Here is a 21,507-nt window from a genome sequence, read left to right on the forward strand (position 1 = left end):
GACGGCATGAGGGAGGAGGTCGACGTCGATATCGCAGACGGCGACATCGGTGCCGCCGCGCCGACCTGGGCCGTCTTTGGCGATCTGATGTCGGTGATGCTCGGCGCGTTCGTGCTCATCATGCTCGGGGTGATCGGCATGCAGATCGAACTGTCCGCCAAGCTCGAACGCGAGGTGAGGGAGCGTCAGGTCGAGACGCAACGCCGCGAGACGCTTGAAAAAGCACTCGCCGGGCCGCTCGCGGGCGGTCGCGTCACGCTGGTGAACGGTCGTATCGGCATCAGCGGGAACGTGCTTTTCGCGCTGAACTCGGATCAACTGCAACCGCAGGGTCGCGAAGTGCTCCGAAGCCTCGCCGCTCCGCTTGCCGCCTATCTGCGTGCCAGCGACGAGATCCTCATGGTCAGCGGCTTTACCGACGACCAGCAAGTGCGCGAGACGAACCGTCGATTCGCGGATAACTGGGAATTGTCGGCGCAGCGCGCGCTCACCGTCACGCGCGAGCTGATCGCCGCCGGCGTGCCGCCGTCCTCCGTCTTCTCCGCCGCTTTCGGTGCGGAACAACCGGTAACGTCGAATGCCGACGAAGCCGGTCGCGCGAAGAACCGGCGCGTGGAAATCGCACCGATGCCACGCAGCAGCGCCAGCAACGCGGGCAAACCGAATGCCTGACATGCGCGACGCCCGGCCCCCGATGCATGAACACCCGACGCCAGCCGACGAAACGGTCACGCCCGATCGCCCTGAAGCCGCGCACGAGTCGGACACCTTGACGCAGGCGTCGGATCTTCCGAGGCAAATATACGCGCAAGCGCACGCGCAGGCAGAAACCACCGACGCCATTGCTGCCCCCCTCGCGCGCCCTGTCGCGGAACAACTCGCCGCATGGCGCGATGGGGGTGTCGATAAGCGCGACCCGGTTCGGTTTCATCGCATCGAAGCGCTTTCGCTGCGTATGCACGCGTACGACGGCGACGTGCGCCGCGTACTGGAAACCCGCCTCGGACGGCTGACCGCCGAACTTGCGAAATCGTTCGACGGCCCGCCGCCATCGTCTGTGACGCGCGAGGCCCGGGCATCCGACGCCGCCTCGCCGCTCGTCGCGCTGACGACGGAGATTGCGCAACGCGTCGGCGTGCGCGAGTTTCCCACGCCATCGGCCGCGCCCACCACGACCGCGCGCGCGCCCGCACACGCGGCGCCTGGCGCTGCGGTGTCCCCGAAGCGCCCCGTCGCGCCGACCGCCCCTGCACCGGTGGCGATCACGCCGACGGTCATCGCGACGGACGACGCCTTCGAAGACCTCGACGTGCTCGAATACTTCCGTGAGACGTGGTCGAAGCTGAGCACCGACGGCAATCTGCGCCAGTCGCTCGCGCAAGTGCCCGAAAACGCCGGACCGCTCAATTCCAGCCATCTCGTGCATCGTGCGCTGTCGCTCATGCACGACGTGTCCCCCGATTATTTGCGCCATTTCCTGCGCCATGCCGACGCCCTGTCATGGCTCGAAGACATGGAAACCACCGGTGTCTTCGGCAACAAGAGCGCCGCGCGCCGCAGCGAGCGCCAAGCCGACGCGCGCGAAGGCGCGCTGAAGCGTTCTGGTCGTGACGCGTTGCGGATTGCGCGACGGTTGGCGTAACGTCTGCCCGTCAACTTGCCAGTCATGGGGGTTCCGAGGGATAATCGAGCCCGATCCCGCCGCCACGGCACGGGAAAATCCTTTGAAAAATCATCGTGTTGGGCGCTGCTTGCACCGCCTGTCGCACGCAGCACTCCCTCGACAAGCCGTCGTCCCAGACGGCTTTTTGTTTCCATGACGAACCACGGACAACCGCCGGCTGACGACGCGCTCCCGGCCCACGACGACGCCGACCTCGACGCGTCGCCCACCCACGCCTCCCCCGATTCGGAACACGACGAGCACGACGAGCACGGCGAACATTATGTCGGCCCGGACGGCGTGGCCCATCCGCGCCGCATCCGCAGTTTCGTGCGTCGCGCCGGACGTAGCTCGGAAGCGCAGAAGCGTGCCTTCGACGAGCTCGGCCCGAAGTTCTTGCTGCCCTATGCCCCCGAGACGCTCGACTGGCCCGCGGCATTCGACCGTGCGAATGCCCCGCGCATTCTCGAAATCGGCTTCGGCATGGGCGACGGCACCGCGCATATCGCGAAGCTGCGCCCGCACGACGATTTCCTCGGCGTGGAAGTGCACGAGCCGGGCGTGGGCGCGCTGCTCAAGCTCATCGGCACGACACCGCTGTCCAACGTGCGCATCATCCAGCACGACGCCGTGGAAGTCGTCCAGCACATGCTGCCGGAAGGCTCGCTCGATGGCGTGCACGTCTTCTTCCCGGATCCGTGGCACAAGAAGCGCCACCACAAGCGCCGCCTGCTGCAACCGCCGTTCGTGGCGTTGCTGGCATCGCGTCTGAAGCCGGGCGGTTATCTGCACTGCGCAACCGACTGGCAGGCGTATGCCGAGCAGATGCTCGAAGTGCTTGGCGGCGAGGCGTCGCTCGAGAACACGTCGTCCGAGGCGACCGGTTACGCGCCGCGGCCGGACTATCGTCCCGTGACGAAGTTCGAGAACCGTGGCCTGCGCCTCGGTCATGGCGTGTGGGATCTGGTGTTCCGCAAGCGCGGCTGATCTCGCCTCGGGCATCTCGCGCACGACAAAAAAAGGGCACCCCGCTGAAGTGCCCCCAAACACTGGATTGCTGTCCGATGCTTGGGGGTGTCTTCGCACTCGGGTGCCCGCTTTTTCATGCGACGTCCGACCGCACGATCGTCAGTCCGTCCAGACCACCAGCCCGCTGTAAGCCGACGCCAGCACGACCAGACCGAAGACGATCCGGTACCACGCGAACGCCGTGAAGTCGTGCGAGGCAATGTAGCGCAGCAGCCAGCGCACGCAGATGAAGGCGCTGATGAACGCGAACACGAAGCCGATGCCGAACAGGCCGAAGTCCTCGACCTCGAGCATCGAGCGCGACTTGTAAAGCTCGTAAATCGTCGCGCCGAACAGAATCGGAATCGCGAGGAAGAACGAAAACTCGGTCGCTACGCGCCGCTCCAGCCCGAACATCATGCCGCCGATGATCGTCGCCCCCGAGCGCGACGTGCCGGGCACCAGCGCGAGGCACTGCGCGAAGCCGACCTTCAGCGCGTCGACGGCGCTCAGATCGTCGATCGATCGCACGCGCGGCAACTTGCCCGCCGCCACGTTGCGACGGTTGTGACGCTCCACGAACAGAATGATCACGCCGCCGACGATGAACGCCGTGGCCACCACGAGCGGATTGAACAGCACCGCCTTGATGTGCTTGCCGAACAGCAAGCCCAGCAAGATGGCAGGCACGCACGCGATCACGACGTTCACCGCGAAGCGACGCGCCTTCGCATCGTGGCCGAGTCCGCTCACGACCTGTGCGATCTTCGCGCGAAACTCCCAGCACACTGCGAGAATCGCGCCGAACTGAATCACGATGTCGAAGATCTTGCCCTTGTCGTCGTTGAAGTTCAGCAAGCTGCCGACGAGGATCAGATGCCCGGTCGAGGAGATCGGCAGAAACTCGGTCAGACCTTCGACGACACCGAGAATGACGGCTTTGAGCGCCAGCAACAAGTCCATGCAATGCGTTCCTGAAAAGGGAAGAATCGAGGCGATGACAGTGCGCAGATCAGCGCGTGTCGAACTTGACGTTCACGCCATGCGACAGCACGGTGATGGCCCCCGGCTGACGCACGGCGCCGCCGATGTTGAGCTGCTCCGGCTTGAACGTGTAGATCGGCGCGCCCTGCAACAACTGCGTTGCGATCAATGCGCCTGCGGCGTTCAACTGACGTGACCACCGCTCCGGCAAGCCGTCGATGGTGAAGGTCTCGACCTCCGGATCCCGTAACACGACGGACAATGTGGCCGGATCGTAGGCGAGTGCGCCGCCGAGGGGAAGCGTTACGGTCGCATCGACTGCCACCGCGAGACGATTGCGCTCGGGCAGCAGGGTCAGACGCGGATGCGACAAATTGACGTCGAGCACCGCCAGCACGCGACGGTCGAACGGAAACTTGCGTTCGAGCGCGCGCTGCAACTGCCCCTCGGAGAAGGTGTAGTCGTTGCCGAAAGGCAGGCCCGCGCATCCGGCAAGGCCAGCGGCCAGCGCGGCCGCGCCGGTCATCGTCAGCCAGCGGCGACGCGACAGACCATAGGCCCGCGAGGTGCGCGGCAAGACATCTTGCGACGCCAGCGCGTCGCACTGCTGACGAACGATCGAATCTGGAGGAGTGTTAACCGGCATGAGGCGTTCCGCTTCAGGGCGTCAGACGCCCGACACGCGCGACTATAGCACTCGCCTATGACACGGCCCCGCGTCTGCCTAAGCCTTCTTGATATCTGCCTGACGTCTGTCCGGGATGCGCTCACGCGGTCACCGGCGCGGTCATCGCTTCGAGATGCGACAGCCATGCGATCGCTTGTCGGCGATCGTCGCCGCACATCTCGGCCGATGGCTGCAACGACCCGCACACGGCCGGGCGCTGCGCGCTGCCGAAGATCCGGCAGCGGTCGTCGTCGTCGAGCTGCACGCAGCGCGTGTTCGCCGGCTTGCCGTTCGGCATGCCGGGAATGGGCGTCGAGATGGAAGGCGCGATGCAGCAGGCCGCGCAATGAGGTCGGCAGTTCATGAACGATACAGAACAGAACGGAACGGGACAGAACGAAACAGAGTGATATGGCGCAGAGGCTGACCACTCAGGCGAGCGGTGCCGGCCATTCGGGACGACGTCGTTCGAGGCCGCGCATTTTACCGCGAGGGCGGCGTCGGACGGCGGAACCGACGGATGTCCCGATACCGGTTCACCAGGGCAGATCGCCCTTGAGGTCGTAGAATCCGCCCGTCACCGGGCCGCGCTCGCCCAGCGCGAGCATCACCACGCTGCGCACGCCGTCCGCCAGCCCGTGACGGCAACGCTTGCCGCCGGCGTCGATCGTCAGATCCGCAGGCGCGCCCGGATCGACCGAGTTCACCGTGATCGACGTCTCGCGCAACGTCTGCGACAACTGCACCGTCAGCATGTTCAGCGCCGCCTTCGACGCATTGAATCCGATCTGCCGGAACGCAGCGTGCTCCCACGCGGGATCGTTGTTGTACGCGAGCGAACCGAGGCCGCTCGACACGTTGACGATACGAGCACCCGCCGAGCGCGACAGCCACGGCAACATGGCCTGTGTCACGCGCAAGGTGCCGAAGAAGTTGGTCTGGAAGACCCGCTCCACCGCTTCGATCGACGCCTTCTCCGGAGTGTCGTCGCGCGGATCGGTCACGCCGGCGTTGTTCACCAGCACGTCCAGCCGCCCGTGGTAGCGGCCGATGCGATAAGCCGCCGCGTGCAGCGTCTCCGGACGCAGCAAATCCAGCACCAGCGTCTCCGCCTGGAAACCCGCCTTGCGCAACGGCGCGACGACTTCATCGCCCCTCGCCTCGTCGCGCGCGCCCACCAGCACCGTCATGCCCGCCTCGGCCAGCTCGCGCGCGACTTCCTGTCCGATACCCCGGGTCGCGCCCGTCACCAACGCCACTTTGCCCAGATGGCGTTCGGCGTCTGCGCGCACTGCACTCTCGATAGCGTCCCGTTTCATCACTGCTCCCGTCGAATTCCCTGTTGTTCTGCGCCCGACCGCACGCAAATTTGTTAGGATCGAGTTTATGAAGAATCCTTCAGATTTTCTATTCGCATATGAAACCGGCCGGTCGATCCCCTGCAACGCCCCGTAAATCGCCGCAGCAAGCGCGTTCTCGGGTCACTATCGACGCCATTTTCGAAGCCGCGCTTCAGGTTTTGCTGCTCGACGGCGGGCGTCAGTTGACCACGACCCGCGTGGCGGAACGCGCGGGCGTGTCCGTCGGCACCCTTTATCAATACTTCCAGAACAAGCAGGTGTTGCTCTACGCCGTGCTGGAGCGTCATATCGACCGGATCGTGGAGACGGTCGAGCAAACATGTCAGGCCGCGCGCGGCCGGTCGCTGGATGTGATGGCGCGGGAGTTGGCGAGGGCGTATGTCGGCGCGAAGATGCGCGATATCGAGGAAGCGCAGGCGCTCTACCGGCTGTCCGAGGATCTGGACGGGCGCGAGGTGTTCGCCGGGGCCGCGGCGCGCATGCATGCGGCGGTTGTCGGCATGCTCAAGACGGCGCGCAACGCGCGCTTCGACGATCCCGAGACGGTCGCCTTCGTCTTCCTGAACTCGATGAGCGGCCCCATCAAGGCCATTCTGGAAAACCGCGCGCCGGCAGACACGTGCCACGCAACCCTGGCCGGCCAGATCGCCGATCAGATGGCGACGATGTGCGGGGCCTATTTGCAGTGCGTCGCACGATGCACCGACGAAGATTCGCAGGCCGTTGCGCCCGACGGCGGGCTTGCAGCGTCGCCGTTGCCGGAGCGCGCCGCCTAGGCGCCCCGCGGCGCCTGTCGAACGGCGGATTGCCCGGCAATCTCTCCGAATGGCGGCAAAAGTTTGCCCGTCATCATGACCATCGCCCGGAACTGGTAAAATGCCGGGTTGTGTTTGCCTCGTTTGCCATACTACCCACGAGTAATCGAAATGAATTACGAACAGGCCCGCTTTAACATGATCGAGCAGCAGATCCGTCCCTGGGACGTGCTCGACCAGGAAGTGCTCAAGCTGCTGGAAGTCGTCAAGCGCGAAGACTTCGTGCCGACGGCACTGCGCGATATCGCGTTCACGGACGTGGAACTGCCGCTGCCGGGCGCCGCGATTCCCAACAAGAGCCAGCACATGATGTTCCCGCGCGTCGAAGCGCGCATTCTGCAAGCGCTCGCGCCGAAGAAGAACGAGAACGTGCTCGAAATCGGCACGGGCTCGGGTTACATGGCCGCACTGCTGGCCTACAACGCCCATCACGTCACCACCGTCGAATTCGACGCGAACCTCGCCCAAACGGCTCAGCAGACGCTGCGTGCGAATGGCGTGACCAATGTGGAAGTCGTCAACGCCGACGGCGCCCAGGGCTGGAGCGCCGCCGCACCGTACGACGTGATCGCGATCTCGGGCGCACTGGCGGAACTGCCGCAGGCGTTCCTGAACCAGTTGAAGGTCGGTGGCCGTCTGGCCGCGTTCGTGGGCGGCAGCCCGGTCATGGAAGCCGTGCTCATCACGCGCCTGTCCGAGACCGAATACCGCCGCGAAAACCTGTTCGAGACGCAAGTGACCTATCTGGTCGCACCGCAACCGTCGAGCTTCAAGTTCTAAGCCCGGCGACCGGGCCGGCGCACGGTTCGCTCGCGGACCGCGCACTTCCCGGACGCCGCGAGCGAACCGGTCCCGCGTGCCTTCGTTTGGGGACGAATGCACGGATGGACGAGGACCGGACGCCACCGATTCGACACACGTAGAACATCATGCAAAACATTACACCGGCGCAATTGGCACAGTGGCTCGCGGATGGGGAACGCGGCCAACCCACGCTCCTCGACGTGCGTGAGGACTGGGAAGTGCAGACCTGCCGCATCGCGCAGAGCAAGAACGTGCCGCTCGGGGAAGTGCCTGGTCGTCTGACCGAACTCGACGCCGACGCGCCCATCGTGTGCATCTGCCATCACGGCATGCGCAGCGCGCGCGCCGCCATGTTTCTGGAACAACAAGGTTTTTCTCAGCTGTTCAATCTGGACGGCGGAATCGATGCCTGGGCTCGCCAGGTCGATCCGTCGATGCCGACTTACTGAGCCAGGGCCGTGCGCCCCGCGAGGTTTGCCGCGCGACTGCGTGCGGCCAGGCGTGCGCCTGCTCTGCGCACCCCCTCTGCGAGCGCCCTCGTCTCCACGACGGCGCTCTCAGCCCTCATTACCCTCATGGCGCTCATGGGGCACGCCGCGCCGGTCGGCGCCACGGACCTCCTTCAGCTCTACGGCGAAGCCCAGAACCGCGACGCGCTGATCGCCAGCGCCCGCTCGGCCTACCTCGCCAACATCGAGGCGCTGCCGCAAGCCCGCGCCGCGCTCCTGCCACAAGTCACCGCCCGCTGGGGCGCCGTCAATACGCATTACGGCGCGGGCAACATCTCGAACACGTTCGGCAGCAGCGGCTACAGCCTGGCGCTCACACAGCCCGTCTTCCACTGGGATAGCTGGCAGTCGTATCAACAAGGCAAGCTCACGGTCGCAAGCGCCGAAGCGACGTTTGCGCAAGCCCAGCAGGACCTGATTCTGCGCGTGGCGACCGCCTACTTCGACGTACTCGCCGCGCAGGACGATCTCGCGCTCGCCGGCACGCACAAGCAGGCCATTGCGGAACAACTGGCGTCCGCCAAACGCAACTTCGAAGTCGGCAACGCGACCATCGTCGACGCGAACGAAGCACAAGCCAGCTTCGATCAGGCCACCGCGCAGGAAATCGCCGCGCAGAACACGCTCGACGTGCGCCGTGCGGCGTTCGCCCGCATCGTCGGGCATCCGGTCGGCTCGCTTGCCACGTTGCGTGCCGGCTCGACGCTGCCCTCGCCCGAACCGAACAACGTAGCCGACTGGGTCGCGCAGGCCGAGCAGGCCAACTACGGGGTGCAGTTGCAGACGCTCACGCTGGAAATCGCGCGCCGCGAAACATCCAAGGCCAGATCGGGCTACATGCCGTCGGTCGATCTGGTCGCCGCCGGTGCGCATTCGAACGTGGGCAACGCCAACAGCTTGCTCAGCTCCGCAGTGTCGAGTCCGTCGAGTCAGGGTTCGGGGCCCAGCTCCGCCGGACAGATCGGCATTCAGATCAGCATTCCGATCTTCTCGGGTGGCTCGGTGCAGAGCAAGATGCGGCAGACGCTCGCGCTGGAAGACAAGGCGCAGAGCGATCTGGACGACGCGCGACGGCTCGCGGTGCTCGGCGCACGCACGTCATATCTCGGTGTGTCGAGCGGGCTGGCGCAAGTCAAGGCGCTGGAAGCGGCCGAGCAATCGGCGCAATCGTCGGTCGCGTCGACCAAGCTTGGGTATCAGGTCGGCATTCGCATCAACGCCGACGTGCTCAACGCCGAAGACAAACTCTTCACGACGCGACGCGATCTCGCAAAGGCGCGCTACAGCACGTTGCTCTCCAGCCTGCAACTGAAGGCCAGCGCCGCCACGCTCGTCGATACCGATCTGCAATTGCTCAACGCGTTGCTCACCGAGAATCCGGATGCCTCTGCCGCCATGGCAGGCGCTCGCGAATCGGTGCCGCCCAATGCGGGCGCCGGACTGCCGGCGCGCGGCGTCCGGCCCGGGACGACGCCGCCGCTGCCTCGCTAACGAGCGAGGGCCGGCGGCAGCAACAACAGCAACTACCACGGCAGCCACCGTCGTCAGCAGGCAAACAAAAAGCCTCGCATCGCCATGACGGCATGCGAGGCTTTTTGTTCTCCGACGTCCGCTGTCAAGGCGAGCCGGGCGTCACTCCTGCTGCGCGACGACACCGCCGACGCGTCCGCCACCGCTCGTATCGAGCCAGCGTCCGAGGGCGGTGACGGTGCGCGCCGTCGCGCCCTGATGCTGCTTTGCGAACAGCAACGCCGCCGTTCGCATCGCAAGCCGCTTGTCGTCGTGGATCAGCAGGTCGGCAACGGTCGAGGCGAGTTCGCCCGCGTCGCTCACCCGGCGAGCCGCACCCGCCGCCAGCGCGTTCTCACTGGCCTGCGTGAAGTTGAACATGTGCGGACCGAAGACGACCGGCGTGCCTGCCGCGCAGGCTTCGATCAGATTCTGCCCGCCTAACGGCAACAAACTCCCACCGATGAACGCGACGTCAACCGCCGCAAAGTACGCGGCCATCTCGCCCATCGAATCGCCGAGCACGACGTCGACATCGGCGGGCAACGGCGCATCGTCATCCGGCCAGACACTCCGGCGAACGTAATTCAGACGCACCTTCTCAATCATCGCCGCCACTTCGTCGAAGCGCTGCGGGTGACGCGGCACCAGCACCAGCAACGAACGGCGTCCCACATCGGAGGCCGCCGAAAGCATCGCCCGCGCCTGAAGCACGAGCGCCTCCTCGCCGTCGCGCGTACTTGCCGCGAGCCACACCTTCCGGTCGCCGAAGCGCTCGCGCCAGCGCGCACCGAGCGCCGTCAGCGCAGGCGGCGGCGTCATGTCGAATTTGAGGTTGCCCATCACGTCGACGTCGCTCGCCCCCAACATGCGCAGACGCTCGGCGTCCGCGTCGCTTTGCGCCAGCACGCGACTGAATCCGCCGAAGACAGGCCGCGTCGCGTCGCCGAAGCGCGCCGCGCGACGGAACGAACGCGCCGACATACGGGCGTTGGTCAGCACGAGCGGTACGCCGTCTTCCTGACACGTGAAGATGAGATTCGGCCAGACTTCGGTCTCCATCACCACACCGACGCTCGGCCGCCAGTGCTTCAAAAAACGCCGGATGGGACCGACCATGTCGTACGGCAAATAGCAACGCACCACGCGATCGCCGAACAACCCTTCGCCGGTCGCGCGCCCGGTCGGCGTCATATGCGTGAGCAACACGCCATGCGACGGGTAGCGTTCGAGCAACGCGTCGATGAGCGGCTGCGCGGCACGCGTCTCCCCAACGGAGACGGCATGCACCCAGATCAGCGGACGGCCGGTGTAAGGCGGTGTGTTGTAGATGCCGAAGCGTTCACCGATATGACGGCGATAGCCCGGCTCGAAGCGGCCGCGCCACCACAGCCGAACCACCGCCAGCGGTGCAACGACCCACCAGAGCGCGCGATAGACGAGACGCAGCAACATTCAGACCAACGCGCGATGCGTGAGACGTTGCAACACTGCCAGCGGCGAGCACTCGGGGTGCACCATGGCCTCGGCAGGCAGGAAGAAGGTCTGCTCCATCATGAATTGCCCCGACATCACGGCGTGCGAGGTCTGGTCCGAAAAGCAGATCCAGACGCTACCGGGCGGGAACGGCATGGTCTGCTGCCCCGCATCGCGCTGATAAGCCATGTCGGCCTTCATGCCGTCGTGCAGATGCAGCATGATGTGATCGTAGCCGCTGCGCGGACGCTTGGTGATGCCCACGGCGTTTTGCAGCCACGCGGAGCCCGGCCACTGCGTCGGGACTTTCGGCAGGAAGCGTTTCGCCACGTCTTCGAACGGCTCGCCCACGCGCCATACGCGCGGCTGTCCGGCCGGATTGATGTTGGTGAACACGCGCAGAATGCGCTCGCCGTAGTTCGGGCGCGACGGGAAGGCGTCGACATGCAGACGGCTGTCGTCCTTGCGCCACGACGTCTGGCGCGTCTCCACCTGATGCAGACGCAGGCTCGTCGGTGCCGCGCGCAGCTTGCCGCGATACTCCGGCATCAGGCCGTCGATCAGGCTGCTCGCCTGTGTGTAGTACCGCTTGACCAGCGCATGGACGGCGCGCTGCGTGGCGTCGTCGGCGGCCACACCCACGAGCACGTCGGTCTTCGGATCCAGACTGATGTTCTTGCGCTTCGGATCGGCGATGGCCGGGTCGAGCAGACGTTGCTCGGCGGTATCGATCGCGAAGGCCAGATGCGGGAAGAACAGCACCTTGCCGGCTTCGACGTCCGCGACCAGCGCTTCGCGCGAGACCGGCAGTTGCCCGCCATGCCAATCGCCGGACGGCACCGTCACGATCTGGCTGCTCTCGTCGGCTTCCCTGGCTTCGTTTACTGAATTCATGCGAGTCAGTCCTCCTCGGACGCGGCGGCGCCAGCCGGCACGGGCGTGAGCGATGGTGCAAGCTCGCGCACGGCATCGCGCACTTGTGCGAGCGTTGGCTTGTGTTCGGCGTCGCCGAGATTGACGATGCGCGGCGACCAGAATCCGCCGGTACGCCACGCGGTGCTGAAATTGTATAGCTCGATGGTCGGACGGTTCAGCGCGGCGGCAATGTGCACCAGCCCCGTGTCCACCCCGACGGTGATCGCCCCGCGGTCGATGAGCCCCACGACCTGCGACAGATTCATCTTCGGCGGCACCCACGCCGCATCGCCCAGAGCGGCCGCCAGTCGCAGCGACACCTCGCGTTCGGCAGCACTGCCCCAGGGCAGCACGATCAGGAACCCCTGCGACGCCAGATCGCGTCCCAGGGCAATCCAGTCGTCTTCCGGCCAGGTCTTGTCGTCACGCGACGTCGCATGCACGAACACCGCATACGGACGATCGGGGCACTGGCTGTGATCCGCGCGTTCGGTAGCGATACCGAAGTCGATCTCGCCCGGCACCTTGAAGCCCAGCGCCTGCGCCACGAGCAGACGCGAGCGCGTCACCACGTGCGTATGCGGTTCGATACGCACCATGTGCTGATAGAGATAACGCACCGGCCATTCGTAGCTCGCGCCCTCGGTGCGGTTGCCCAGCCCCCATACCGCGCCGCGCGCGGTGCGCGCGATCCAGCCGGTCTTGACCAGACCTTGCGTGTCGATCACGTAGTCGTACGGGGTTTCGCGCAGCGCACGGCGAAATGTGCCGATTTCCCGCCACGTGCGCGCCGCGAAAGGGGTCTTGCGCCAGCGGCGCAGCGCAAAGGGAATAACCCGGCGCACACCGCGCACGAGTTTGACGAGGTCGACGAAGCCCTCTTCCACGACCCAGTCGATCTGGGCATCGGGATACCGGCGCAGGATGTCCTGCACCACGGGCATGTTATGGACGACGTCGCCGAGCGACGAGACTTTGACGATCAGAACCTGCAACCGAACGCCCCGGCGGTTCGGCCGGGCCTCGTGAGCAAAACCGCGATTTTACCCCGACCCGGCCCGCCGATCATGATTGTCGCCGTCGTTTGGAAAACGACCGCCTTACCGTGCCGCTCCGGCCAGCCGTGCGGCATGATTCCGACGGCCGCGCGACCTCAGAACGGCAGCTTGGCGTCCGGCTTGACGGCCAGGATGGCGCGACGGAAATCGTCCTGAATACGCCGGATCGCGGCGTCGCTGTCGGCCTCGAAGCGCAGCACGACGACCGGCGTGGTGTTCGACGAGCGCGCCAGCCCGAAACCGTCCGGGTACTCGACACGAACGCCGTCGATCTTGACGATGTCCTGCGCCCCGTCGAACTTCGCAGTCTCGCGCAGCTTGTCGATCAGCGCGAAGTTCTCGCCCTCGGCCAGCGGAATCTGCAACTCCGGGGTCGAGATCGAATTCGGCAACGCGTTGAGCACCGCGCTCGGATCGGCCGATTTCGACAGGATTTCCAGCAGACGCGCGCCCGTGTACAGGCCGTCGTCGAAACCGTACCAGCGGTCCTTGAAGAACACGTGACCGCTCATTTCGCCGGCCAGCGGCGCGCCGGTTTCCTTGAGCTTGGCCTTGACCAGCGAGTGACCCGTCTTCCACATCAGCGGCTCGCCGCCATGCTTGCGCACCCAGCTCGCGAGGTTACGCGTGCACTTCACGTCGTAAATGATCTTCTCGCCCGGATTGCGGCTCAGCACTTCGGCGGCAAAGAGCATCAGCTGACGGTCCGGATAGATGATCTGACCGTCCTTGGTGACCACACCGAGACGATCGCCGTCGCCATCGAAGGCCAGACCGATTTCCGCATCGGTGGTTTGCAGCGTGCGGATCAGGTCCTGAAGGTTCTCGGGATGCGCCGGATCCGGATGGTGGTTCGGGAACGTGCCGTCGACGTCGCAGAACAACTCGATGACTTCGCAGCCCAGCGCGTGGAACAGCGCCGGCGCGAACGCGCCCGCCACGCCGTTACCGCAATCCACGGCGATCTTCATCGGACGCGCCAGATGCACGTCGTTGACGATGCGCGAGCGATACGATTCGCCGATTTCGTCGGCCGTATAAGTGCCCTGTCCGGTCTCGAAGTCCTGCGCCTCGATCAGCCTGGCGAGGCCCTGAATCGCGTCGCCGTAGATCGCACGACCACGCAGCACCATCTTGAAACCGTTGTAGTCGGGCGGGTTGTGGCTGCCCGTGACCATGATGCCGGAGTCGACCACGCGACCGTGCAGCGTCACGTTCGTGGCGAAGTACACCATCGGCGTGACGACGACGCCGATATCGACCACATCGATGCCCGATGCGCGCAGGCCGTCGGCCAATGCCCCGACCAGCTCGGGACCGGACAGACGACCGTCGCGGCCGACGACGACGGCATTGCCGCCCTCGCGACGCAGTGCCGTGCCGAAGGCGCGCCCGATCAGATGCGCGACGTTGGCGTCCAGCGTCTTGCCGACGATGCCGCGAATATCGTATGCCTTGAAAATCGCAGGCGAAACTTGCGTGGTTTGCGTCATGGGAAAGAGTCTCTCGGAAACGAGGGGGAGATTTGACTGGAATGTGCCTGGAAAAAGCAACGTTCGGAAAAATGCAAGGCCCGAAATGCAAGGCCCGGAATGCAAGGCCAGAAAAATGCCGTGGCGTGCAAGGACGCCACAAACATCGAATCCCAGCGGGAAGCCCGGCCGGGAGTTGCCGCATTACGCTAAAATTATACGGGACTTCGCCGCACTGCGGCATTTCCCCAAACCCTTGTCAGCCTGCGCCTACATTCGCCTGCGCCGTTGCCTGCACCGTCGTCGGACCGCGAGTCGGGCAGGTCGCGACAGCCCAAGTTTCGGTCCACCCGCACCGGCCTCACGAGGCCGGTTTTGCTTATCTTGAGAACGAGTGAGACGCGCGAGCGCCACATGCCCTACCGAACGTACCGGACCATCTTACGCAACATCCTCTGGATGCTGACCGAGCGCGGCGCGCAGATCGCCGGCGGCATCGCGGTCTCCGGCCTGCTCGCCCGCAGTCTCGGCGCCGCGCAATTCGGCCTGTTCCAGTACGCACAATCGCTCGTGTTTCTCGCGGCCTCGCTCACGTTGCTGTGCGGCAGCGAAGTCGTGGTGCCGCGGCTGGTCGGCAAGCCCGAAGCCGAGCAACGTACCGTCATCGCTCACGCGTTCGTGCTGCGACTGGCCGCCGCCGCCGTCGCCTATACGCTGCTCACGATCTACGTCGTTTGCTTCGCCGAATCGAATCTCGTCGCCGTAACGCTATGGCTCGGCGTCGCGCTGTGGTTTCGCGAGCCATCGGGCATCGTGATCGCCTGGCTGCAAGCGCGGACCTTCAACCGGCCCAGCGTGACGGCCAACCTGTGTGCGCTCGGCGTGAAGCTCGCGCTCGTGGCGGTGCTGTTCGTCACGCACGCCGATGTCACAGCCTTCGCCATCGTCTACGCCGTGGAGGCCGTCGTCGCAGCCGCTTTGCTCGTACGCTATTACCTGAAGCACTCGCCGAAGACGCGCATCGTCTGGCGTCGCACGCTGCTGCTCGAACTGCTCGCCAGCGGTGCGACCTTCTGGGGCGGGCTGATGCTCATGATTCTGTTCAAGCGCATCGATCAGCTCGTGCTCAAACCGATCGTCCCGCTGGCGGAACTCGGCGCTTACGCGGCCGCCATGCAGATCACGGAGAACTTCGTGCTCGTCGCGCCGATCATCGCGAATTCACTCGCGCCGCAACTCATCTTTCAGACGACGGACAATGTCATGGCCCGACGCAACACCGTTCGGGCCGTCTGGCTGATGGTCGCCGCCGGGGCCAGTCTGGCCGTGCCGATCGCGTTGCTCGCACCATGGATCGTCCATCTGATCTACGGCGCCGGCTTTGCCGAGTCGGCGCAGATTCTGCGCATCTCCGCATTGATGGGCATTCTCGTGTTCGCCGATGCCGCGCTGAACCTCACCCTCATCCGGCGCGGCGCAGGACGCTGGGTCATCGCGAAATGGCTGTGTGCAGCGCTGGTTGCGTTCGCTGTCGTGCGCGGTCTGGCGCCGCAGCTCGGCGCCCTCGCCGGCGCGCTGGGCTACGGGGCAGGCTACGCTGCGGCGCTGATTCTCGGCGTGTGGCTGCTGCGACGGGACTAAGGCGATGACGACGATCGATTCACGCACATCGCCTGGCGGCGCCCGCACCCTCTGCCTGTTCACGGGTACGCTCGCCGCGTTCGCCGGTGCGGAGCGCGCCACCGCCACGCTCGCCAACGCGCTCGCCGCGCGCGGACATCGCGTGCATGTCCTCTCGCTGTGGGGACACGCGCCCGTGTTCCCGCTCTCGCCCGACGTCGTGCACCATGCGATGTTCGAGGCGCGCGTCGCGTTCAAGCGCCATTACCCGTCGATCGTGTGTCAGTTCAGGCGCTACGTGCTTGAACACGGTATCGAGGTGATGGTGGACGTCGACCCGATGCTTGCCCTTTACACCGTGCCGGCCACGCTGGGACTTGCCGTACGACGCATCGCCTGGGAACACAGCACCTATGCGAGCGACCTCGGCCGCCGCGCGCGCCGCTGGGCACGTGCGCTCGCGGCGCGGCGCTACGACGCCGTCGTCGTGCTCACCGATGCCGACCGCAAGGCGTGGCAGACGCACCATCCCCATGCCCGCGCGCAGTTCGTCACGTTACCGAACCCCCTCGGCATTCCCATGCCGGACATCGCCCCTGAACACGCAGACGAGCGCTGCATACTCGCCGTCGGACGTCTCGTGCCGGAAAAGGGATTCGACCGCCTGATCGACGCATGGTCGCGTATCGCCCACGACGCGCCGGGCTGGCGCGTGCGGATCGTCGGCGACGGGCCGCTGCGCGACGCCCTGATCGCGCAGGCGCGCAGCGCAGGCGTGGCCGATTCGGTACAGGTCTTGCCGGCCGTCGCCGAAATTGCGCAGCACTATGCGCAGGCATCGATCTACTGCCTGCCCTCGCGTCGCGAGAGCTTCGGCCTCGTGCTCATTGAAACGCAGGCCTACGCCGTGCCTATCGTGGCGTTCGCCGCCGACGCCGGGCCGCGCGCGCTGCTGCATCACGGCATCGACAGTCTGGTCGTGAACGACGGCGACATCGCCGCGCTGGCCGAGGCGTTGCGCCGGCTGATCGGCGACGCCCCCCTGCGTCGCCAACTTGGGCGGGCGGGTTACGCCCATGCGCAGCACTTCCGAGCCGACGCCATCGCCGCGCGCTGGGAAGCGCTTTGGGAGACACGATGAAAATCGCCCTGTTCGTCACTGGCCTGCAACTCGGCGGTGCGGAAACGCAAGTCGCGGATCTCGCGCGCGGCTTTCTCGCGCGCGGTCACGACGTCGCACTCATCTCGCTGACCGGCCCATGCACGATCGCGCTGCCGCAGTCCCCACGTCTCACGCTCGTGGAACTGAGAGCCGGCAAATCGCCGCACTCGCTGCTCGGCGCCATGTTGCGTTTCACCGCATATTTGCGCGAGTGGCAGCCCGACGTCGTCCACGCGCACATGGTGCATGCGAATCTGATGGCGCGTGTCGCGCGGTGGTTCGTCGCGATGCCGGTGCTGGTCACCAGCGCGCACAGCCGCAACGAAGGCGGCCGCGCGCGCATGCTGGCGTATCGGCTGACCGACCGGTGGACCGACCTCACGACCAACGTGAGCGACGACGCCGTCGCCGCATTCGTCGCCCAGCGTGCCGCGCCTGCCGCACGCATCGTGAGCATGCCCAACGGCATCGACACCGCACGCTACCGTCCCGATACGCAAGTGCGCGTGCATTGGCGCGAGATGTTGTTGGGCCCCGGCAGCGCCGCGGCGACTACGCCCGTCGTGTTTGCCGCAGGGCGCATGGTCGAAGCGAAGGATTATCCGACGTTGGTCGACGCCTTCGTCCACGTGTTGGAGGGCATGCCCGACGCCCGCCTTTTCATCGCGGGCGAAGGCCCGTTACGCGCTCAGGTGCAATCGCTGATCGACGCGAAGGGCGTAGCGCACGCCATCACGCTGCTCGGCCGACGCAACGATGTGGCGCAGTTGCTCTGTGCAGCCGACGTCTATGCGATGTCGTCTGCCTGGGAAGGACTGCCACTCGTGGTCGGCGAGGCGATGGCGAGCGCGCTGACGATCGTCTCCACCGACTGCGGGGGCGTTCGCGAGCTGACCGGCGAGCGACCTCACAACACACTCGTGCCCGTGGGCGACGCCGCTGCCCTCGGCGACGCGCTGCTGCGTCACCTGCGCACAGCGCCGAGCGAACGGCTCGCTGCCGGCGCCGGGAACCGGCAACGCATCGTGGCGCACTACTCGCTCGACGCCATCGTCACGCGCTGGATTGCAACGTACACAAGCTTGCGCAACGCCCGTCATGCAAACGCCTGACTCCATCAGAACATCGTCAATGTCATCTCCGGTCCTGCTCTGCTCCAACACGTTCTGGTCGATCTACAACTTCCGGCGGGGGCCGATTGCGGCCCTGCTCGCGGCAGGACACCCGGTCCATGTCGCCGCACCGGACGACGAATTCGCCGCCAGACTCGCGCAGATGGGATGCGTCGTGCATCGGGTGCCGATGGCGGCGAAGGGACAGAACCCCCTTCAGGATCTCGGGCTGATGTGGCGGTTGTACCGGCTCTATCGGCAAATCCGGCCGGCCGTCGTCTTCCACTACACCATCAAGCCGAACATCTACGGCGCTATCGCCGCCCGTTTCGCCCGTATTCCCGCCGTGTCGATGACGACCGGCCTCGGCTACGTCTTCATCCGCGAATCGATCACCACGCGTCTGGCTCGCCGGCTATATCGCGTGGCGTTCCGGCACACGCTCGAGAACTGGTTCCTGAACGTCGAGGATCATCGCGCGTTCGTCGATGGCGGACTCGTGGCGCTCGCCAAGACACGTCTGCTGCCCGGCGAAGGCGTCGATCTCACGCATTTCGCGCGAGCGCCGTGGCCACCGTCGGCCACCCCGCCCGACGCGCCGCCGTCGCCCATGCGATATCTTCTGATCGCGCGCCTGCTGCGCGACAAAGGCGTGCTCGAGTATGTGGAGGCGGCACGCGCGTTGCGCGCCGAGATGCCGCACGTCGTCTTCCAGATCCTCGGAGCGGCAGACGTCGAAAACCCGACGGCGATCACGCGGGCGGAAGTCGAGGCATGGCAACGCGAGGGCGTCGTCGAATATCTCGGCACGACCCACGATGTGCGCCCCTTCATTGCAAACGCGCATTGCGTAGTGCTGCCTTCCTACCGCGAAGGTCTGTCGCGCACATTGCTCGAAGCCGCCGCCATGGGCCGCCCCCTGATCGCCACGGACGTACCGGGGTGCCGCGATGTCATCGACGACGGTGTCACCGGCTACCTCGTTGCGGCGCGCGACGCCGCTGCGCTGACCGCCCGCCTGCGCACCGTAGCGGTCACACCGGCCACGGCGCTTGCGCAGATGGGCGATGCCGGGCGTGCTAAAGTAGCGCGCGAATTCGACGAACACGTCGTCATTGCAGAGTATTTTCGGATTCTCGGATCCCTTCCCGCATCATGCTGAGCCTTGTCATCGCCCTCGTGGTGTCGTTTGTCGCGACGCTGCTGATCGTCCGTTACGCGCACGTTCATTCTCGTTTCTCCGGCGATAGCGATGTTGCCGGCGTGCAGAAGTTTCACGTGCGCCCGGTGCCGCGTATCGGCGGCGTGGGCATTCTCGCCGGGCTGCTCGTCGCGGGGACGGCGCTCAGTCTTTCGTACCCGATCGTCTCGCGCGACATTCTGTTGCTGGTCGCGTGCGGCCTGCCTGCATTTCTGTCCGGCTTCATCGAAGACCTGACCAAGAAGGTGTCGCCCACCGCACGGCTGATCTGCACGATGTTCGCCGCGCTGCTGGCCTGGCTGGTGCTCGATATCCACATCACCCGCGTCGACATCGGCGTGGCCGACCGGGCACTGGCCATCGCGGCGGTATCGGTGCCGCTCACGGTACTGTGCGTGGCCGGCATGGCCAACGCCGTGAACATCATCGACGGCTTCAACGGTCTTGCCGCCATGGTCGCGATGATCATGTTCGCCTCGCTGGGCTACGTCGGGTTTCAGGTGCAGGACCCGATCGTACTCACCACGTCGATGATCATGGTCGGCGCCATCCTGGGCTTCTTCATCTTCAACTTCCCCGGCGGGCTAATCTTCCTGGGTGACGGCGGCGCGTATTTCCTGGGTTTCATGCTCGCCGAAATCGCCGTGCTGCTCGTGATGCGCAACCCGCAGGTGTCGCCGTGGTATCCCGCGCTGATGGTGATTTATCCCGCGTTCGAAGTCTGCTTCTCGATCTATCGCAAGCGCTTCGTGCGCGGCATCTCGCCGGGCATTCCCGACGGCGTGCATCTGCACATGCTCGTGTATAAACGACTGATGCGCTGGGCCGCGGGCGCACGCACGGCCAGTGCGCTCACGCAACGCAATTCTTTGACCTCCCCCTACCTTTGGCTGCTATGCTTGCTGGCAGTGATCCCCGCGACGGTCTTCTGGCGGCATAGCGTGGTGCTGGCACTGTGCTGCGTCGCCTTCATGGTGACGTATGTGTGGCTGTACCTGAGCATCGTCCGCTTCAAAGCACCGCGCTGGCTGATCTACAAGAAATGAACGACCACGGGGGCGGCGCACCGAAAGTGCGCGGCTGCGGCACACGCAATCCCCCGGATCGGGACAACAAGACAAGACAGCGCCACCAACGCGATGCGTGACATCTATGCCATCGGCGACCTGCAAGGTTGCCAAACGTCGTTCGAACAACTGCTCGCGCGCCTGCCGCAAGACGCCGATCTCTGGCTCGCCGGCGATCTCATCAATCGCGGGCCGCGCTCGCTCGATACGCTGCGCCAGGTCATGGCGCTGGGCGAGCGTGTCACCGCCGTGCTCGGCAATCACGATTTGCATCTGCTGGCGGTCGCCGCCGGCGTGCGTCAGGCGCACGGCAGCGATACGCTCGACGACATTCTCAACGCCCCCGACCGCGATGCCCTCATCGACTGGGTGCGCCGTCAGCCGTTGGCGCACTTCGCGCACGGGCATCTGATGGTGCACGCCGGTGTACTGCCGCAATGGGATGCCGAACAGGTCGTCGCGCTCGCCCGCGATGTCGAGACGCAGTTGCGCAGCCCGGACTGGAAAGCGTTCCTCTCGCGCATGTTCGGCAATCAACCCGATCAATGGCACGAAGGACTGAGCGACGAGGACCGTCGTCGTCTCACGATCAACGCCCTCACCCGCATGCGTTTTTGCAGCGCGGACGGACGCATCGACTTCAAGATCAAGGAAGGCGCCGACGCCGCCACCGACGCCCTGAAGCCATGGTTCGACGTGCCGGGCCGACGCACCGCAGATGTCACGATGGTCTTCGGTCACTGGTCGGCGCTCGGGCTCGTGATGCGCGACAAGGTGCTCGGACTCGACACGGGCTGCGTGTGGGGCGGCAAGCTCACGGCCGTGAAGCTCGCCGCGTCGCCGGCGGGTCGCCAACTGATTCAGATCGACTGCCCGCAGATTCGCGACCCACTCGCGTCGGGCGACAAGAAGCGCAGCAAGATGAAAACGGCGGACAAGGCCGAAGACGCGCTCAAAGCCGCCAAAGCCGAGAAGCTCGACAAGTTCGGCAAAGCAGCGCGCAAGCTGGAGAAGCTGGAGAAAGCGGCGAAGGCAGACAAGTCGGACAAGTCGGACAGGGGAGCGAAGCGCAAAGGCGAGTGATCGCCGGACCGGTTCGCGCGT

21 protein-coding genes are annotated in these 21,507 nt (G+C 65.6%); 13 read left to right on the plus strand and 8 right to left on the minus strand.

The window, feature by feature from the left end; translation table 11 throughout:
- Window positions 1-6 precede the first annotated feature (6 nt).
- The 3 genes from PAN31108_RS19985 (at window position 7) to trmB (ending at window position 2,650) form a co-directional block, all read left to right on the plus strand.
- Window positions 7-672 (plus strand): OmpA family protein, encoded by a 666-nt coding sequence (locus PAN31108_RS19985; RefSeq protein ID WP_150670524.1) that lies wholly within the window; start codon window positions 7-9, stop codon window positions 670-672.
- On the plus strand, window positions 665-1,642 hold the full coding sequence (locus PAN31108_RS19990) for a DUF2894 domain-containing protein (RefSeq protein ID WP_174995064.1): 978 nt from the start codon (window positions 665-667) through the stop codon (window positions 1,640-1,642). Before PAN31108_RS19985 ends, PAN31108_RS19990 begins: the two co-directional genes overlap by 8 nt.
- Window positions 1,643-1,816: 174 nt before the next feature.
- Window positions 1,817-2,650: a tRNA (guanosine(46)-N7)-methyltransferase TrmB gene (gene trmB, locus PAN31108_RS19995; protein ID WP_150670526.1), complete on the plus strand. Its 834-nt coding sequence runs from the start codon at window positions 1,817-1,819 to the stop codon at window positions 2,648-2,650.
- 141 nt (window positions 2,651-2,791) lie between these two features.
- Here trmB and PAN31108_RS20000 read toward each other — a convergent pair whose 3' ends face one another.
- From PAN31108_RS20000 to PAN31108_RS20015, 4 genes are all read right to left on the minus strand, one after another.
- Entirely contained in the window at window positions 2,792-3,634 is an 843-nt protein-coding gene (locus tag PAN31108_RS20000) for an undecaprenyl-diphosphate phosphatase (protein ID WP_150670527.1), read from the minus strand.
- A 49-nt stretch (window positions 3,635-3,683) separates the two neighbouring features.
- Complete coding sequence (locus PAN31108_RS20005; protein ID WP_150670528.1) at window positions 3,684-4,301, minus strand: DUF1439 domain-containing protein; 618 nt, start codon at window positions 4,299-4,301, stop codon at window positions 3,684-3,686.
- A 121-nt stretch (window positions 4,302-4,422) separates the two neighbouring features.
- A complete protein-coding gene (locus PAN31108_RS20010; RefSeq protein WP_150670529.1) occupies window positions 4,423-4,686 on the minus strand; it encodes a YkgJ family cysteine cluster protein in 264 nt (87 codons plus the stop codon).
- A 172-nt stretch (window positions 4,687-4,858) separates the two neighbouring features.
- Window positions 4,859-5,641, minus strand: coding sequence for an SDR family NAD(P)-dependent oxidoreductase (locus tag PAN31108_RS20015; RefSeq protein WP_150670530.1), 783 nt, complete (start codon window positions 5,639-5,641; stop codon window positions 4,859-4,861).
- A 98-nt stretch (window positions 5,642-5,739) separates the two neighbouring features.
- On the opposite strand from PAN31108_RS20015, the gene PAN31108_RS20020 reads away from it, so the two are divergent.
- The 4 genes from PAN31108_RS20020 to PAN31108_RS20035 all read left to right on the plus strand — a co-directional run bounded on the left by PAN31108_RS20020 (window position 5,740) and on the right by PAN31108_RS20035 (window position 9,302).
- Complete coding sequence (locus PAN31108_RS20020; protein WP_150670531.1) at window positions 5,740-6,459, plus strand: TetR/AcrR family transcriptional regulator; 720 nt, start codon at window positions 5,740-5,742, stop codon at window positions 6,457-6,459.
- A 150-nt stretch (window positions 6,460-6,609) separates the two neighbouring features.
- Window positions 6,610-7,278, plus strand: coding sequence for a protein-L-isoaspartate O-methyltransferase family protein (locus PAN31108_RS20025; protein WP_150670532.1), 669 nt, complete (start codon window positions 6,610-6,612; stop codon window positions 7,276-7,278).
- A 149-nt stretch (window positions 7,279-7,427) separates the two neighbouring features.
- Complete coding sequence (locus PAN31108_RS20030) at window positions 7,428-7,751, plus strand: rhodanese-like domain-containing protein (RefSeq protein WP_150670533.1); 324 nt, start codon at window positions 7,428-7,430, stop codon at window positions 7,749-7,751.
- A gap of 9 nt (window positions 7,752-7,760) precedes the next feature.
- Window positions 7,761-9,302, plus strand: a complete 1,542-nt coding sequence (locus PAN31108_RS20035) for a TolC family outer membrane protein (protein ID WP_246184054.1) — start codon at window positions 7,761-7,763, stop codon at window positions 9,300-9,302.
- Between the two features lie 141 nt (window positions 9,303-9,443).
- Here the strand turns inward: PAN31108_RS20035 and waaA are convergent, their stop codons facing one another.
- The 4 genes from waaA to PAN31108_RS20055 all read right to left on the minus strand — a co-directional run bounded on the left by waaA (window position 9,444) and on the right by PAN31108_RS20055 (window position 14,262).
- Complete coding sequence (gene waaA, locus PAN31108_RS20040) at window positions 9,444-10,772, minus strand: lipid IV(A) 3-deoxy-D-manno-octulosonic acid transferase (RefSeq protein ID WP_150670615.1); 1,329 nt, start codon at window positions 10,770-10,772, stop codon at window positions 9,444-9,446.
- 3 nt (window positions 10,773-10,775) lie between these two features.
- Window positions 10,776-11,690, minus strand: coding sequence for a Kdo hydroxylase KdoO (gene kdoO, locus PAN31108_RS20045; protein ID WP_150670534.1), 915 nt, complete (start codon window positions 11,688-11,690; stop codon window positions 10,776-10,778).
- Window positions 11,691-11,695: 5 nt separating this feature from the next.
- A complete protein-coding gene (gene waaC / locus PAN31108_RS20050) occupies window positions 11,696-12,655 on the minus strand; it encodes a lipopolysaccharide heptosyltransferase I (protein WP_246184061.1) in 960 nt (319 codons plus the stop codon).
- A 209-nt stretch (window positions 12,656-12,864) separates the two neighbouring features.
- Window positions 12,865-14,262, minus strand: a complete 1,398-nt coding sequence (locus tag PAN31108_RS20055) for a phosphomannomutase/phosphoglucomutase (protein WP_150670536.1) — start codon at window positions 14,260-14,262, stop codon at window positions 12,865-12,867.
- A 393-nt stretch (window positions 14,263-14,655) separates the two neighbouring features.
- Between PAN31108_RS20055 and PAN31108_RS20060 the strand changes: the two genes are divergently transcribed.
- From PAN31108_RS20060 to PAN31108_RS20085, 6 genes are all read left to right on the plus strand, one after another.
- Window positions 14,656-15,882, plus strand: a complete 1,227-nt coding sequence (locus PAN31108_RS20060; RefSeq protein ID WP_150670537.1) for an oligosaccharide flippase family protein — start codon at window positions 14,656-14,658, stop codon at window positions 15,880-15,882.
- 4 nt (window positions 15,883-15,886) lie between these two features.
- Complete coding sequence (locus PAN31108_RS20065; protein WP_150670538.1) at window positions 15,887-17,002, plus strand: glycosyltransferase family 4 protein; 1,116 nt, start codon at window positions 15,887-15,889, stop codon at window positions 17,000-17,002.
- Window positions 16,999-18,135, plus strand: coding sequence for a glycosyltransferase (locus PAN31108_RS20070; RefSeq protein ID WP_150670539.1), 1,137 nt, complete (start codon window positions 16,999-17,001; stop codon window positions 18,133-18,135). The genes PAN31108_RS20065 and PAN31108_RS20070 overlap by 4 nt, the downstream gene beginning before the upstream one ends.
- A 19-nt stretch (window positions 18,136-18,154) precedes the next feature.
- Window positions 18,155-19,297 carry a glycosyltransferase family 4 protein gene (locus PAN31108_RS20075; protein WP_150670540.1) on the plus strand — a complete coding sequence of 381 codons (1,143 nt, stop codon included), beginning with the start codon at window positions 18,155-18,157 and terminating at the stop codon, window positions 19,295-19,297.
- Window positions 19,291-20,382 carry an MraY family glycosyltransferase gene (locus PAN31108_RS20080; protein WP_150670541.1) on the plus strand — a complete coding sequence of 364 codons (1,092 nt, stop codon included), beginning with the start codon at window positions 19,291-19,293 and terminating at the stop codon, window positions 20,380-20,382. Before PAN31108_RS20075 ends, PAN31108_RS20080 begins: the two co-directional genes overlap by 7 nt.
- Before the next feature lie 93 nt (window positions 20,383-20,475).
- Window positions 20,476-21,486, plus strand: coding sequence for a symmetrical bis(5'-nucleosyl)-tetraphosphatase (locus PAN31108_RS20085; RefSeq protein WP_150670542.1), 1,011 nt, complete (start codon window positions 20,476-20,478; stop codon window positions 21,484-21,486).
- The last annotated feature ends 21 nt before the right edge of the window (window positions 21,487-21,507 follow it).

Source organism: Pandoraea anhela (assembly GCF_902459655.1).
GTDB lineage: Bacteria > Pseudomonadota > Gammaproteobacteria > Burkholderiales > Burkholderiaceae > Pandoraea > Pandoraea anhela.